The sequence below is a fragment of the Bacillus sp. PS237 genome, from assembly GCF_037963345.1.
Lineage (GTDB): Bacteria > Bacillota > Bacilli > Bacillales > Bacillaceae > Bacillus > Bacillus subtilis.
The window spans coordinates 3,050,884-3,066,127 of sequence record NZ_CP150156.1; the positions used below are offsets into that span (position 1 = coordinate 3,050,884).

At 43.5% G+C, this 15,244-nt stretch carries 18 protein-coding genes and 1 riboswitch; of the genes, 6 read left to right on the top strand and 12 right to left on the bottom strand.

The genetic code is table 11. The features are described 5' to 3' along the window. Positions 1–85: 85 nt before the first annotated feature. The 3 genes from alaP to metK form a co-directional block, all read right to left on the bottom strand. The gene (gene alaP, locus NST22_RS15865) at positions 86–1,477 is read right to left on the bottom strand and encodes an alanine permease AlaP (protein ID WP_003229105.1); all 1,392 of its coding nucleotides are present in this window, start codon (positions 1,475–1,477) and stop codon (positions 86–88) included. Positions 1,478–1,612: 135 nt separating this feature from the next. Beyond that, complete coding sequence (gene asnB / locus NST22_RS15870) at positions 1,613–3,511, bottom strand: asparagine synthase (glutamine-hydrolyzing) (protein ID WP_004398625.1); 1,899 nt, start codon at positions 3,509–3,511, stop codon at positions 1,613–1,615. A 149-nt stretch (positions 3,512–3,660) separates the two neighbouring features. Next, the gene (metK, locus tag NST22_RS15875) at positions 3,661–4,863 is read right to left on the bottom strand and encodes a methionine adenosyltransferase (RefSeq protein ID WP_003229102.1); all 1,203 of its coding nucleotides are present in this window, start codon (positions 4,861–4,863) and stop codon (positions 3,661–3,663) included. A 167-nt stretch (positions 4,864–5,030) separates the two neighbouring features. Then, a riboswitch (SAM riboswitch) is annotated at positions 5,031–5,169 on the bottom strand. Between the two features lie 196 nt (positions 5,170–5,365). Here metK and pckA point away from each other — a divergent pair. Then, the gene (gene pckA / locus NST22_RS15880; RefSeq protein WP_003229100.1) at positions 5,366–6,949 is read left to right on the top strand and encodes a phosphoenolpyruvate carboxykinase (ATP); all 1,584 of its coding nucleotides are present in this window, start codon (positions 5,366–5,368) and stop codon (positions 6,947–6,949) included. Between the two features lie 38 nt (positions 6,950–6,987). Here pckA and NST22_RS15885 read toward each other — a convergent pair whose 3' ends face one another. Then, positions 6,988–7,230, bottom strand: a complete 243-nt coding sequence (locus NST22_RS15885; RefSeq protein ID WP_004398611.1) for a DUF2584 domain-containing protein — start codon at positions 7,228–7,230, stop codon at positions 6,988–6,990. Between the two features lie 51 nt (positions 7,231–7,281). Continuing rightward, positions 7,282–8,055, bottom strand: coding sequence for a prolyl oligopeptidase family serine peptidase (locus NST22_RS15890; RefSeq protein ID WP_003246204.1), 774 nt, complete (start codon positions 8,053–8,055; stop codon positions 7,282–7,284). A 150-nt stretch (positions 8,056–8,205) separates the two neighbouring features. Here NST22_RS15890 and NST22_RS15895 point away from each other — a divergent pair, with 150 nt between their 5' ends. Genes NST22_RS15895 through NST22_RS15905 form a run of 3 tightly spaced genes read left to right on the top strand, consistent with a single transcriptional unit; the run spans position 8,206 to position 10,792 of the window. Then, the gene (locus NST22_RS15895) at positions 8,206–9,210 is read left to right on the top strand and encodes an ABC transporter substrate-binding protein (protein ID WP_003245977.1); all 1,005 of its coding nucleotides are present in this window, start codon (positions 8,206–8,208) and stop codon (positions 9,208–9,210) included. A 12-nt stretch (positions 9,211–9,222) separates the two neighbouring features. After that, the gene (locus NST22_RS15900) at positions 9,223–10,005 is read left to right on the top strand and encodes an ABC transporter ATP-binding protein (RefSeq protein WP_003229092.1); all 783 of its coding nucleotides are present in this window, start codon (positions 9,223–9,225) and stop codon (positions 10,003–10,005) included. Beyond that, positions 9,980–10,792, top strand: a complete 813-nt coding sequence (locus tag NST22_RS15905; protein ID WP_003229090.1) for an ABC transporter permease — start codon at positions 9,980–9,982, stop codon at positions 10,790–10,792. The genes NST22_RS15900 and NST22_RS15905 overlap by 26 nt, the downstream gene beginning before the upstream one ends. Before the next feature lie 26 nt (positions 10,793–10,818). Here NST22_RS15905 and ytkD read toward each other — a convergent pair whose 3' ends face one another. The 3 genes from ytkD to NST22_RS15920 form a co-directional block, all read right to left on the bottom strand. Next, on the bottom strand, positions 10,819–11,295 hold the full coding sequence (ytkD, locus tag NST22_RS15910) for an RNA deprotection pyrophosphohydrolase (protein WP_003229087.1): 477 nt from the start codon (positions 11,293–11,295) through the stop codon (positions 10,819–10,821). A gap of 208 nt (positions 11,296–11,503) precedes the next feature. Beyond that, on the bottom strand, positions 11,504–11,908 hold the full coding sequence (locus tag NST22_RS15915; RefSeq protein WP_003229085.1) for a holin family protein: 405 nt from the start codon (positions 11,906–11,908) through the stop codon (positions 11,504–11,506). 165 nt (positions 11,909–12,073) lie between these two features. Beyond that, entirely contained in the window at positions 12,074–12,511 is a 438-nt protein-coding gene (locus NST22_RS15920; protein WP_003229083.1) for a Dps family protein, read from the bottom strand. A 128-nt stretch (positions 12,512–12,639) separates the two neighbouring features. Here NST22_RS15920 and ytzI point away from each other — a divergent pair, with 128 nt between their 5' ends. After that, a complete protein-coding gene (gene ytzI, locus NST22_RS15925) occupies positions 12,640–12,780 on the top strand; it encodes a YtzI protein (protein WP_003229081.1) in 141 nt (46 codons plus the stop codon). Here the strand turns inward: ytzI and NST22_RS15930 are convergent. Continuing rightward, positions 12,774–13,211 carry a FixH family protein gene (locus NST22_RS15930; RefSeq protein WP_004398648.1) on the bottom strand — a complete coding sequence of 146 codons (438 nt, stop codon included), beginning with the start codon at positions 13,209–13,211 and terminating at the stop codon, positions 12,774–12,776. The genes ytzI and NST22_RS15930 overlap by 7 nt on opposite strands. Positions 13,212–13,330: 119 nt before the next feature. Then, positions 13,331–13,804: an S-ribosylhomocysteine lyase gene (locus tag NST22_RS15935; RefSeq protein WP_003219361.1), complete on the bottom strand. Its 474-nt coding sequence runs from the start codon at positions 13,802–13,804 to the stop codon at positions 13,331–13,333. Positions 13,805–13,932: 128 nt separating this feature from the next. On the opposite strand from NST22_RS15935, the gene yidD reads away from it, so the two are divergent. Next, the gene (yidD, locus tag NST22_RS15940; RefSeq protein WP_003229076.1) at positions 13,933–14,160 is read left to right on the top strand and encodes a membrane protein insertion efficiency factor YidD; all 228 of its coding nucleotides are present in this window, start codon (positions 13,933–13,935) and stop codon (positions 14,158–14,160) included. On the opposite strand, the gene NST22_RS15945 is transcribed toward yidD, so the two are convergent. Both NST22_RS15945 and NST22_RS15950 read right to left on the bottom strand, forming a co-directional pair. Then, positions 14,157–14,720, bottom strand: coding sequence for a carbonic anhydrase (locus NST22_RS15945; RefSeq protein ID WP_003229074.1), 564 nt, complete (start codon positions 14,718–14,720; stop codon positions 14,157–14,159). The two genes, yidD and NST22_RS15945, sit on opposite strands and share 4 nt — an antisense overlap. A 93-nt stretch (positions 14,721–14,813) precedes the next feature. Next, positions 14,814–15,062 carry a type B 50S ribosomal protein L31 gene (locus NST22_RS15950; RefSeq protein ID WP_003219346.1) on the bottom strand — a complete coding sequence of 83 codons (249 nt, stop codon included), beginning with the start codon at positions 15,060–15,062 and terminating at the stop codon, positions 14,814–14,816. Positions 15,063–15,244: the final 182 nt, after the last annotated feature.

A 15,244-nucleotide genomic window follows, 5' to 3' on the forward strand; every position in this document is an offset into this window, starting at 1 on the left:
CCTCTGCAAAAACACATACCTATTCTTTCCTGTTCTCTATTTTCTATGAGCACACACAAAAAGAGCCCACTGGGAGCTCTTTTTGTCAGCTGATATTTCGTTCGCTGGCAGCAGCCGCATTTTTTTTATGAAACCCTTTTCCATAGTACACAGCCAGCAAGATGAGAAACCATATCGGCCCGATAATCACGGCTACTCTTGTATCAGGGCTGTAAGCCATAAGAATGACGACGAATGCTAGAAATGCCAATGACACATAAGACGTAAACGGAAATAAAGGCATTTTGTACTTTAATTGTTTCTTTTCTTCCGGCTTCAAACTTTTCCTGTATTTTATTTGAGAAAGCAAAATGATTGCCCACGTCCAAATCGCTCCGAACGTCGCAATACTTGTAACCCAAGTAAATACCTTCGCAGGGACAACATAGTTTAACAGCACTCCGACTAATAAAGCGCCCGCTGAAGCCAGAACAGCTTTACCCGGGATGCCGCCTTTCGTCAGCTGACCATATGCTTGTGGCGCCTCTTTCTGTTCCGCCAAGTTAAACAGCATCCGCCCTGTGCTGAAAATACCACTGTTGCATGAAGACAGCGCGGCTGTCAACACGACAAAGTTAATGATACCTGCGGCCGATGGAATGCCCACTTTTTGAAATGTGAGAACAAATGGACTTCCTTGAGAGCCAATTTCCTGCCACGGATAAATAGACATAATGACAAATAAAGCGCCTACATAAAAAATCAAAATCCGCCAAAATACTGTATCGATTGCTTTGGCTAACGATTTTTGCGGGTTTTTTACTTCGCCAGCCGTCACCCCGATCATTTCAATCCCTAAATAGGCGAACATGACCATTTGAAGAGACAATAAAACCCCTTTTAATCCATGAGGGAAAAATCCTCCGTTGTTCCACAAATTGCTGATTCCGGTTGCAATGCCCCCATTGCCGACTCCTGCAATAATCATCAATAAACCGACAGCAATCATGGATAAGATTGCAACAATTTTAATCAATGCGAACCAAAATTCCAGCTCGCCGTAAGCTTTGACAGCCAGGAAATTAACACCCGTCATAATGACCAGTGCCGATAACGCCCAAATCCAGTTTGGCACGTCCGGAAACCAGAACCCCATATAGATGCCGACAGCAGTGATTTCGGCCATACAGGTGACAACCCATAAAAACCAGTAGTTCCAACCTGTTAAATAGCCTGCAAGCGGTCCCAAATAATCACGCGCATACCTGCTGAAGGAGCCTGCGACCGGTTTTTGAATGGCCATTTCCCCAAGCGCTCTCATAATAAAAAACATGACCAGGCCGCTTGCGGCATACGCTACCAAAATACCAGGCCCTGCTAATTGAATAGCTGATGCGGAGCCGAGGAACAACCCTACTCCTATAGCAGCTCCTAAAGACATTAAAGAAATATGCCTTTCTTCGAGTCCGCGGTGCAGCTCTTGTTTTTGTTTTTGCATGCTTCTTCTCCCCTAGAAAAAAATATCATTATATCATTTTTCTGAATATTCCGTACGGATTGGGTAAATCAATGATGATGGAGAAATAAAAGGATAACAACAAGGCTTTCGACTACTCGAAAGCCTTGTTGTCTGTTACACAAAGATGACTTCTTTAGGCTGATGGCTCAGCTCTTCAGGCATATACCGTTTTTCAATATTGATGCTGTGCCAGATCATAAAGATTAGCACAGTCCAAATTTTACGGCTGTTATCAGCCTTGTCCGCACAATGGTCTTCAAGAAGCTGAAGGACATAATCCTTATGGATATAAGCATCCGTTTGGCTTTCTTGAATAATATTCCGCACCCATTCGTTCATTTCGTTTTTCAGCCAATGACGGATCGGTACAGGGAAACCAAGCTTTTTGCGGTTTAATACGTGCTCAGGCACAATTCCTTCAGCGGCTTTGCGAAGAAGATACTTCGTCGTGCCGTTCTTCGTTTTCAGCTCATCAGGAATTTTTGAAGCGACGTCGAATACGACTTTATCCAAGAACGGCACACGCAGTTCCAAAGAATTCGCCATCGTCATTTTATCCGCCTTTAACAAAATGTCGCCGCGCATCCAAGTGTGGATATCGACATACTGCATTTTGTTGATATCGCTGTACGAGCTGCTTTCTGTAAAGTAAGTCTTCGTCACATCGCGATATGAAAGGTTCGGATTATAATGCTTCAACAGCTGCTTTTTGACAGACTCTTCAAAGATTTTCGCGTTACCGATATAACGATCCTGAAGCGGAGTGCAGCCGCGCTCAAGCAGGCTCTTCCCTCTCATACCTTCAGGCATAACGGCAGCAACGTGCAGAAGCATCTTTTTCAAGCCGGACGGAATCCGTTCAAACGGTTTAAGCGAAAGCGGTTCACGGTAAATGTTATATCCGCCGAAGAGCTCATCCGCTCCTTCACCTGATAAAGCAACCGTAACATGTTTTTTTGCTTCTTTTGCAACAAAGTACAACGGAATCGCTGCCGGATCAGCAAGCGGGTCATCAAAATGCCATACGATCTTCGGAAGCTCATTCATGTATTCCTCAGGCGAAATGACTTTGCTGATATTTTCAATGCCCAGCGCCGCTGCCGTTTCTTTCGCTACATCAACCTCACTGAAGCCCTGCTGTTCAAAGCCGACAGAGAATGTTTTTAAGCTTGGATGAAATTCCTTCGCAACAGACACAATAAAGGAAGAATCAATCCCGCCAGACAGGAACGAACCGACAGGAACGTCACTTCTCATATGAACGTTTACAGAGTCATAGATCGCGTCTCGGACTTCTTTCACAAGCTTGTCTTCTTCAGTCTGAACCGGCTTGAAGTTCGCTTTGAAATACGTTTTGAATGTGATATCGCCGTCCGGGCGGATTGTGAATTGTGAACCCGGCTCTACTTTTTTCACATGGGCATCAAGCGTGCTTGGTTCAGGAACAAATTGGAAAGACATGTACTGCTGCAATGCCTCTTTATCTATTTCAATATCATTCTGAGCAACCATTAAACTTTTTCTCTCTGAGGCAAAATAAACCTGATCATTGATCGTTGTGTAGTACAACGGTTTAATGCCGAATGGATCTCTTGCCCCATAAAGCACATGATCGTTTTTATTCCAAATCAGAAAGGCAAACATACCGCGCAGTTTGGACGCCGCTTCTTCTTTATAGTGACGGTAAGTCGCAAGAAGAACCTCTGTGTCCGAATCCGTGTTGAATGTGTACCCCTTTGCTTCAAGTTCTTCTCTCAGTTCGATATAGTTATAGATTTCTCCGTTAAAGATAATCCAATATGTTTCATCTTCATATGATAAAGGCTGTCCACCATTTTCTACATCAATAATGCTGAGCCGTCTGAATCCGAAGCCGACGTGCTCATCATGGAAATATCCATCACTGTCAGGACCGCGGTGAACGATCATTTGGTTCATTTGTTTGATTAGTTCTTCTTGATCAGCGGTTTGAGCTAACGGATGCTTGTTAAAAACCCCGACAAATCCACACATAGTATTGCCTCCATAATTAAAATTGTCATCATTGAACCCCTATTTATAGACGCTGTGAATAGTATTTGGTTTCACAGTTATGTAAAAAAATAAACATGAATACAACGATAAAAAAGGGAAAGCCGCTTAACCAGTAAGCGGCTATAAAATTATTCTCCTAACGCTTCTTTACGCAGCTGCTCCGCTTTGTCTGTGCGCTCCCATGGAAGGTCAACATCGTGACGTCCAAAGTGGCCGTACGCAGCAGTTTGTTTATAGATCGGACGGCGCAAATCAAGCATTTTGATAATGCCGGCAGGTCGTAAATCAAAGTTATTGCGAACAACTTCAATCAGTTTTTCCTCAGAAGCTTTTCCTGAACCGAATGTGTTGATTGAGATTGACACAGGCTGTGCAACACCGATCGCGTAAGCAAGCTGTACTTCGCAAGAATCAGCAAGCTCAGCCGCAACGATGTTTTTCGCAACGTATCTTGCCGCATAAGCTGCAGAACGGTCTACCTTCGTCGCGTCCTTACCTGAGAACGCGCCTCCGCCGTGGCGTGCATAGCCGCCGTACGTATCAACGATGATTTTGCGTCCTGTAAGTCCCGCATCCCCTTGAGGGCCTCCGATTACGAAACGTCCTGTAGGGTTGATGAAATATTTTGTTTCTTCATCAATCAGCTCTTCAGGAACAACCGGATTGATTACATGTTCTTTAATGTTGCGCTGAATTTGCTCAAGTGTAATTTCAGGGTGATGCTGAGTTGAAATAACAATCGCGTCAATGCGGACTGGTTTGTTATTTTCATCGTACTCAACCGTTACCTGTGTTTTGCCGTCAGGGCGAAGGTACGGAAGAATATCTTCTTTACGGACTTCACTTAGGCGGCGGGCTAATTTATGGGCAAGTGAAATTGGAAGAGGCATAAGCTCTTTCGTTTCGTTGCACGCATAACCGAACATTAATCCTTGGTCACCCGCACCAATCGCTTCAATTTCTTCGTCGCTCATTGTGCCTTCACGGGCTTCAAGCGCTTGGTCTACGCCCATCGCGATATCAGCAGACTGCTCATCAATTGATGTTAAAACCGCACAAGTTTCCGCATCAAATCCGTATTTTGCACGTGTGTATCCGATTTCTTTAATGGTTTGGCGAACCGTTTTCGGAATGTCAACATACGTAGAAGTTGTGATCTCTCCGCTTACAAGAACCAAACCTGTTGTCACAGATGTTTCACAAGCAACACGCGCGTTAGGGTCTTTCTTTAAAATTTCATCTAAAATGCTGTCAGAAATCTGGTCACAGATTTTATCCGGATGCCCCTCCGTAACAGATTCTGATGTAAATAAACGACGATTTTTACTCATGATTTGCTTCCTCCTGCACAAGGCCTCCCGAAAGACCTTGTATATATGATACGGAACTCGCTCCCTCTTATACAATGTACAGTTATATTAGAGAATGTTAATTGGCATATTTATGAAATAAAAAAACCTTTTCCATCGAGGAAAGGGTTTGGTCTTTGTGCCTTTCACTCTTATCGCTCAAGGAATCATACAACCTTGCAACAGGTTAGCACCTTGGTTGTCTCACTCAGTTGAACATAATAAATAACAGAGAAACCGGTTGCTGGGCTTCATAGGGCCTGTCCCTCCGCCAGCTCGGGATAAGAGTATCCGCTCAATGAAATATCTTATCGTAAAAGGGTTTGCAATGTCAATATGATTCAGAAGAAATAGGCACCTATATTGAGGGAAAACAATGGAAATGCACACACAAAAAACAATAAATAGTATAGACTATTTGAAAATATATGTTATACTAATTCACAATTAGCAAAACACAAAAAACGATAAAGGAAGGTTTCATATGAACTCAGTTGATTTGACCGCTGATTTACAAGCCTTATTAACATGTCCAAATGTGCGTCATAATTTATCAGCAGCACAGCTAACAGAAAAAGTCCTCTCCCGAAACGAAGGCATTTTAACATCCACAGGTGCTGTTCGCGCGACAACAGGCGCTTACACAGGACGCTCACCTAAAGATAAATTCATCGTGGAGGAAGAAAGCACGAAAAATAAGATCGATTGGGGCCCGGTGAATCAGCCGATTTCAGAAGAAGCGTTTGAGCGGCTGTACACGAAAGTTGTCAGCTATTTAAAGGAGCGAGATGAACTGTTTGTTTTCGAAGGATTTGCCGGAGCAGACGAGAAATACAGGCTGCCGATCACTGTCGTAAATGAGTTCGCATGGCACAATTTATTTGCGCGGCAGCTGTTTATCCGTCCGGAAGGAAATGATAAGAAAACAGTTGAGCAGCCGTTCACCATTCTTTCTGCTCCGCATTTCAAAGCGGATCCAAAAACAGACGGCACTCATTCCGAAACGTTTATTATTGTCTCTTTCGAAAAGCGGACAATTTTAATCGGCGGAACTGAGTATGCCGGTGAAATGAAGAAGTCCATTTTCTCCATTATGAATTTCCTGCTGCCTGAAAGAGATATTTTATCTATGCACTGCTCCGCCAATGTCGGTGAAAAAGGCGATGTCGCCCTTTTCTTCGGACTGTCAGGAACAGGAAAGACCACCCTGTCGGCAGATGCTGACCGCAAGCTGATCGGTGACGATGAACATGGCTGGTCTGATACAGGCGTCTTTAATATTGAAGGCGGATGCTACGCTAAGTGTATTCATTTAAGCGAGGAAAAGGAGCCGCAAATCTTTAACGCGATCCGCTTCGGGTCTGTTCTCGAAAATGTCGTTGTGGATGAAGATACACGCGAAGCCAATTATGATGATTCCTTCTATACTGAAAACACGCGGGCAGCTTACCCGATTCATATGATTAATAACATCGTGACTCCAAGCATGGCCGGCCATCCGTCAGCCATTGTATTTTTGACGGCTGATGCCTTCGGAGTCCTGCCGCCGATCAGCAAACTAACGAAGGAGCAGGCGATGTACCATTTTTTGAGCGGTTACACGAGTAAGCTTGCCGGAACCGAACGTGGTGTCACGTCTCCTGAAACGACGTTTTCTACATGCTTCGGCTCACCGTTCCTGCCGCTTCCTGCTCACGTCTATGCTGAAATGCTCGGCAAAAAGATCGATGAACACGGCGCAGACGTTTTCTTAGTCAATACCGGATGGACCGGGGGCGGCTACGGCACAGGCGAACGAATGAAGCTTTCTTACACTAGAGCAATGGTCAAAGCAGCGATTGAAGGCAAATTAGAGGATGCTGAAATGATAACTGACGATATTTTCGGCCTGCACATTCCGGCCCATGTTCCTGGCGTTCCTGATCATATCCTTCAGCCTGAAAACACGTGGACCAACAAGGAAGAATACAAAGAAAAAGCAGTCTACCTTGCAAATGAATTCAAAGAGAACTTTAAAAAGTTCGCACATACCGATGCCATCGCCCAGGCAGGCGGCCCTCTCGTATAAAAAACAAAAGCCAAGAGCAATTATGCTCTTGGCTTGTTTTAATTGACGGAATGCAAAGAAGTCAGCTTGTATGTAATGATGGTCCGGCCTTCTTCCCATTGAAGCTTCTGCACTTCAGCTGTGCCTGACTTTTCGCCAAACTTTGTTTTGCGTACATCCATTGGAATCTCCATCGGATATACTCGGTATCCGTCCTTCTCTAACGTGAATATATTTTCATCTATGCGAACTTCTTTTCCTTTTGTCACAATCAGTGTATTAAATTCAACAGGCATTCCCAAAGTGAAATCCCCTTTCGTTCTCTTTTTTCTTTATCATAACATATTTCACTGTCAGCGGTTTTTCATCCATTGTGTGAGCTGCCGCACGATACGCCGGTTTTCTTTTGGCGGGAAATAATGTGTGAATGTACTGTAGTACCATGTTTCCACCGGCTTATGCAGTTGTTTTAGCTTCTCTTCTAATAAATAGGAATGCTGAATCGAAACATTTTGGTCTTTTTCTCCATGGATTAACAGCACGGGAGCCTGAATTTTGTTTACTTGGTCAAACGGTGTCCTCCATTGATATTCCTCAGGCACCTTTTTCGGTGTTCCGCCGATGACTCTTTTCATCATTCGCCGCAAATCCTGCCGCTCCTCGTATGTAAGAATCATATCACTGACGCCTCCCCAGGAAACAAATGAAGCTGCCTGCCCGCCCATTTCGATCGCAGTGAGCATTCCCATAATTCCGCCGCGGGAAAAACCGAAGATATGGATTCTATCCTTCTTGACATTTGGGTGCTGCTGAAGCAGGCGAAAAGCAGAAAATGCATCCTCCCTGTCTTCTCCGGCAAAATCCTCATTGCCTTCTCCTCCTTGATTGCCTCTGTAAAAAGGAGCAAACACCACAAACCCTTGGGATGCAAACTGGATAATCCGGCCCGGCCGAACCATGCCCACGCTTTTAATCCCGCCGCGCAAATATAAAAATCCGTCATATTGTCCCGGTTCCGCCGGCTCAGCCAGAAGCCCCTTAACCCGTAATCCATTTGACAGATAGCAGATCGTATACAAACGCACATGCTGGCTTGGCGACGGAAATCTTCTTTTCTCTACAATCAAAACAGCCGCCTCCTTTTTTCTATATGCTTTCCTTACTCCAAAATTACATCCGGAGAACCTGGTTAGGCATTCACACATTTTTATACCCATCATACGATATGTAAAGCAAAAAAGGATATTAACTTGATGCGAAATAAGGAGGTTGTCTATGTGAACAGATGGTTAAGGCTGGGCTTCGCCTGTGTCGGCAGTATCTTTCTGATGTTCGCCCTGGCGGCTTGCAAGCAGGAAGAAACGCTCACCAAAGTCAAAGTAGCTGAAGTGACCCATTCAATTTTTTACGCACCTTTATATGTTGCTGAGTCTAAAGGTTTTTTTAAGGAAGAAGGGCTTGATGTCGATGTGAATACGACCTGGGGCGGAGATAAAACGATGACATCGCTTCTTTCCAACGGCTCCGACATCGCGCTTGTCGGGTCAGAAACATCTATTTATGTCGAAGCGCAAGGGGCTAAAGATCCCGTCATTAATTTCGCCCAGCTGACTCAGACAGACGGAACGTTTCTTGTCGCGAGAGAAGATGTTGAACACTTCGACTGGGATCAGCTGAAAGGAAAAACGTTTCTCGGTCAGCGAAAAGGCGGCATGCCGCAAATGGTCGGCGAGTATGTACTGAACAAACATAAGATTGACCCGCATAAGGATATAGACCTCATCCAGAACATAGACTTCGCCAATATTGCCAATGCGTTTGCTTCTGGAACCGGTGAGTATGTACAGCTCTTTGAACCGCAGGCTTCTCTCTTTGAGAAAAAAGGCATCGGCCATATCGTGGCTTCATTCGGAGAAGAATCAGGAGAGGTTCCTTATACGACTTTTATGGCGAAACAAAGCTATTTGAAGAAAAATGAAGACACAGCCGTCAAGTTTACAAAAGCCATTTATAAGGCGCAGCAGTGGGTTGAAAATCATTCTGCGAAGGACATCACAGATGCCATTAAAGATGAATTTGATGATACCGACCCAGACGTCATCGAAACATCCATTGAACGCTATAAAAAACAGCATTCATATTCACCAGACCCTCTGCTTAACGAAAAAGAATGGGAGCTTCTCCAAACCATTATGGATAAATCGGGAGAACTGCCGAAGCACATTCCATACAATCAGCTTGTAAATAAAGAAATTGCTGAAAAAGTCACCTCGGAGAAATAGGAGGCGCCATCTATGTCTTTCTTACATGTCGACCATGTAACCCATACTTATTTTTCTATTAAAGAAAAAACAACGGCTGTGCGGGATATTCATTTCGATGCCGAAAAAGGCGATTTCATCTCATTTCTCGGCCCAAGCGGCTGCGGAAAAACAACATTGCTTTCCATTATTGCCGGTTTGATTGAGCCATCAGAAGGCAGAGTTCTGATTGAAGGCCGTGAGCCGAATCAAAAAGAACATAATATTGGCTATATGCTTCAGCAGGATTACTTATTTCCCTGGAAATCTATCGAGGAAAATGTGCTTCTCGGTTTAAAAATCGCCGACACGCTGACAGAAGAAAGCAAAGCCGCTGCACTCGGTCTATTGCCGGAGTTCGGCCTCATAGATGTGGAGAAAAAATATCCGAAAGAACTGTCAGGCGGGATGCGCCAGCGGGCTGCGCTTGCAAGAACACTTGCGCCTAACCCTAGTCTGCTTTTGCTGGATGAGCCATTTTCCGCGCTTGATTTTCAGACAAAGCTGTCTTTGGAAAACCTGGTATTCCGCACATTAAAGGAATATCAAAAAACAGCAGTGCTTGTCACTCATGATATAGGGGAAGCGATAGCGATGAGCGATACGATCTTTTTATTTTCAAATCAGCCGGGCACCATCCATCAGATTTTTACCATTCCTAAGGAATTGGCCGCGATGTTGCCTTTTGACGCCCGTCAGGAACCTTCCTTCCAGACACTGTTTCAAACGATATGGAAGGAGCTGAATTCTCTTGAGAAACAGCAAAGAAACCATTGATCTGCTTCACGAGCAGTATCAATTCAAACAGAAAAAGGAAAAGTGGAAGGTCCATTCCTTTCAGCTTGCCATATTTATTCTCTTTTTCTCGGGCTGGGAAATCTCCAGCAGGCAGGGCTGGATCGATCCGCTGATCTTCAGCTCTCCATCAGCTGTGTGGCGATTATTGCTGGAGAAACTTGGTGACGGTTCTTTACTGTCACACATCGGCGTCACTTTATTTGAAACGGTGCTTGGCTTTTTGCTCGGGACGTTTATGGGCACGTGCCTAGCCGCTTTGTTATGGTGGTCTAACCGACTTGCCAGAATTTTAGATCCGTATCTTGTGATTTTGAACGCAATGCCGAAAGTGGCCCTGGGCCCGATCCTGATTGTCGCGCTCGGTCCCAGTTTTATCAGCATCATTGCGATGGGAGCCATCATCAGCGTCATTATCACAACCATCGTTGTCTACACCGCCTTCCAAGAGGTCGACGAAAACTATACGAAAGTCATGAAAACATTCGGCGCAAAAAAGTGGGTTATTTTTAAAGAAGTCATACTGCCTGCATCCTCCCCCGCGATTATTTCAACACTAAAAGTGAACGTCGGTTTATCATGGGTTGGCGTTATTGTAGGGGAATTCCTCGTTTCGAAGGTCGGATTAGGATATATGATTATTTACGGATTCCAAGTCTTCAATTTTACACTCGTCTTCTTAAGCCTGCTGATCATCGCCATCTTCGCCACTCTGATGTATCAGGGCGTCGAGCTGCTGGAAAAGAAATGGACGAAGGGGAGGACATAAAAAACCCGGCACATGTGCCGGGTTTTTTATTCAATCCATCCAGATTCTTTCAGTTTTTTCAAGCTGATCGGAAGAACGGAATCCTTCATAATAAAGCTGAATTTTTTATTGCGGGAAAGGTTCTCCGGCAGCTCGTGAAACAAAACCGGGCCTTTCGTTTCAAAGTAATCAGCCTGCTTTTCAAGCTTTTCTATATCTGCAAAATATATATTTTTTACAATCACTTTTTCTTTTCCGAGAACTTTATACTGTCCGAGATACTTGAGGCTTTTGACTCTCGCGCCCGTCTCTTCCTTTACTTCCCGGAGCGCAGCCTCTTCTGCGCACTCCATCGGCTCTACTTTCCCGCCTGGAAACTCATAGCCTCTGTCCTCATGTTCTGTTAAAAGCCATTTGCCGCCAAAACGGCAAATCACCCAGACATGCTTCGGGCTGTCCGAGAAAGGCTGATCGTCAAAGGAAAGCTGAACAGTATTCTGATAATAATCTTTAAACTCGTACATGTTTATCCCTCAAATCCGTTCCTAGCTATCTTCCATACATCATACCACAGTTACGTTTCTTCGGAAGCCTTTTATCAAAAAATAAGGGAAACCCAGCACGCCGTCAGGTTCTGCATGCAGACTAGCTCGTACAGTTTTTTTGCGATACTTTTGCCGGAAAGTGCGACCGACGCTCTGGGCTTTATTATGACCCGCGAACAGGGAAAAGTTACGGTTTGCGCTTAAATTTATTTTTTAACGTTTCTAAAAGATCGACAAGCATCTGAGGAACCGGTATGCCAAGAGAGCTGGCTGTCACAACAATTTGCACAGATTCATAAAGAATATAAAACATAATAGCCAAGTCACGAATTGATCCCTGTGTATTCAGCAGCTGATCAAAAAAGTGGCATACAGAGATCAGAGCCAGCGTGACTAATTTTTTGACAAGCCGGGCAAATACCTTTTTAAATGACAGTTTGTGAATAATGGTTTCCTTCAAAGTCGTACTGATAAATTCAATTGCCATAAGAGAGAGCAAAATCAGAAATGAATACTGAAAACCTCCAAAGAAAAAACCCGCTGCTGAAACGCTGACTGCTAAAAACGAAAAGATGCCAAAGTCTCTATCCATTTATCCCAACATCCTTTCACAGAAACGGCCTTACGATATTCTATGGTAAACAAGCCGAACGGATTGGATTTTTCAGAAAAATGGACTGGTTGTCGCCTATTTTTCAGATACAAAAAGAAAAGCCGGACGTCTTTTTTAAGACATCCGGCCGTTCTATTTTTGAACTTAACCTAGGTAAGCTTTTAGCATCCAGTTATGTTTTTCAATATTTTGATGGATCGCAAGAAGCATGTCCCCTGTTGTTTCGTCACCGACTTCATCAGCTAAATCCATGCCGTTTTTCAGCTCTTCCGCGATGACTGTGAAATCATCATATACGCTTTGAACCATTTGTTCAGCTGTTTCATTTCCAGCAGCTTCTTTGACAGAAGCCGTTTCTAAGGATTCCTTCATTGTTGCAATCGGTTTTCCGTTCAGCGCCAAAAGACGTTCTGCTAAGTCATCAATATAAGTTGCTGTTTCGTTGTACAGCTCCTCAAACTTTTCATGAAGAGTGAAGAAATCTTTCCCTTTCACATACCAGTGATAATTATGTAGTTTCACATACATGACCGTCCAGTTGGCTACTTGTTTGTTCACTGCTTGAATCAATTGTTCTGACATGGTATCTCCTCCTTGTTATATGACTATGTATACCCTTAATATCGTACGCTAAAACCTCTTTTTTACCCTTATCTGTCACGATTTCTTCTATTATGCTACAATTGTTAAAAAACGGGAGGTGGAATGTCATGACGCTTCTCATTACGATAAGTATTTTGATTGTGCTGGCTGTTTTGCTTGTAACCATTTGGACGACTGTAAAAGCCTATAATGTAAAGCATACCATTGATCCACCACAAGAAAATCACTCTGATTCACACAATCAATGATGATGTGAATGCTCCTCTTCTGACTGATTGCTGGCAGCATCGGCGTCTCCGACTTGGACTTTTAAGGTCGGCATGCTATGCTGTTTTTTTGCTGTGACATGAGATTGGACAGTGTATACACCATCTTCCTTAAACGTCGTTTCCAATCGGTATACGCCTTTTTCTTGTTTCACCTTAAACATTTGGCTTGCGTCTTTTTCCCCTTCTTTCCATACTTCAAACTCTACTTCATCGGCATCCGTCACAGCTTCATCACCATATGATACAGCTGCTTCATAAGCAGCGCTTTCTCCGGGATTTACTTTTTCAGGCCCGGTCAGCTTGACATCCAAAACCTCGGGCGTCTCAGCTGTATTTGCTTTACTTTCACCAGATCCGCATCCATTAAGCAATAAAGCAGAAAAAAGCAGAACAACCAACATCTTTTTCATGCCATCACCCTTTCATCGTTTACCTAAATAGTAGCAAACGCTTACAGCAAATGGTACACAAAATATGAGACGTCACAAAAAAGACCTTTTTGCTTAAGCGCAAAAAGGTCCTTTCTATTTTAGCCAAATACTTTTAGCAATTCTTCTTTATCCTGTGAAAGCCAGAAACGCATTAAACGTTTAGCGCCTTCCAGATCATGAAGCTTCGCTTGGCCGCACTGCTTTTCATTCGCAGCAGGTATTTCTGTAATCTCTACCGCTTCCTTCATTGTGTCTTCAAGCAGATCAACGATTTCCGCTGATGTCGGCTCTCCGCTCACAACTAGATAATAGCCTGTCTGGCAGCCCATTGGAGAAATATCAATGATATCAAAATGATCGTATTTCTCAGCGTGAGAACGAATCGTAAACGCGAGCAAATGCTCGAGTGTGTGAATGGTGTCAGGCTTCATCGCCTGTTTATTTGGCTGGCAAAAACGAATGTCAAATTTATTTACAACGCCGTCTGTTCCCACTTTATGCACGCCGCAATGTCTTACATATGGAGCAACAACCGCATTATGATCAAGCTCAAAACTTTCTACTGAAGGCATAATGGCACTCTCCCCTTTTTTAAAAATGTAATTTCATTATAACATACTTTTCCGATAAGAATTATTGATTAACTTTTCAATCTGTGTTTTTTTTCTTATACTTGCATCAGAAAGGTTGCTGAAGAAACATGAAAACCCTATTCATCGCTCTGATCAGAGGATATCAAAAATTCATCTCGCCCCTGACACCGCCAACGTGCCGCTTTTATCCGACCTGTTCCCAATATGGAATCGAAGCGATTAAAACACATGGCGCTTTAAAAGGCGGATGGCTGACAATCAAACGGATTTTGAAATGCCACCCGTTCCATCCGGGAGGAGTCGATCCCGTTCCTGAAAAGAAACAAAAACATTAATTGTTATAACCGTTTACGATAAGATCCAGTTTTCCGGTTTTAGGATCAATGACTAAGCCATGGACCGGAACGTTTTCAGGGAACAGCGGGTGATGTTTAATAACATCTACGCTGTCTTTCACACTCGCTTCCACTGAATCAAAGCTTTTAAACCATTGATCAAAGTCTACACCGGAGTACTTTATTGTTTCGATGCGTTCTTCCGGAATCCCTCTTGCTTTGATTTTTTCAAGCATGCTTTTGCTGCTGATTTTGCTCATGCCGCAATCGTGATGCCCGATCACACACACCTCATCTGCATTCAGCTCGTACACTGCGACGAGTATACTTCTCATGATGCTTCCGAATGGGTGTGTCACAAGCGCACCGGCACTTTTAATGATTTTCACATCACCGTTTCGCAAATTCATCGCATGCGGCAGCAGTTCAACCAGACGAGTATCCATGCAAGAAAGAATCGCCATTTTTTTATCTGGAAATTTTGATGTTTGATACTTTTCATACTCTCTTTGTTCAGTAAATGTCTTGTTAAATTCGAGAATATCATTTAGAAGACTCATGTTCGTTGTCCCTTTCTATTCTTTTTACTCTTCAATATATCACAACCCTTGTTTATTCGTCATAATAAAAAAAGACAAACCCTCAGGCCTGCCTTATTTCCCCATGTTATAGCGTTTTTTGAACTGCTCAACTCGTCCGCCTTTTTCATTGAATTTCTGGCGGCCTGTATAAAACGGATGCGTGTCAGAGCTTACCTCTACTTTAATGACAGGATATGTGTTTCCGTCCTCCCACTCTGCTGTTTCATTAGATGTTTTCGTAGAGGTGCTTAGAAAACGGTAGCCGCTGTTGACATCCTGAAATATCACTTTGTGGTTCTTTGGATGAATTCCTTCTTTCATGGGTATCTCCTTTCAATAAATCGTAATAATTACGTTTTATTTTATAACCTTACAAACGTTTTGTCAATCTTCTTATATCCTTCCCTCTGTTTCACATCGTAAACCTCATGGCATTTAAGAATAGGAAGAATAATCTAACCGAGGAAGCAAATAATAAACCCAAAATACATACAGAACGTCTT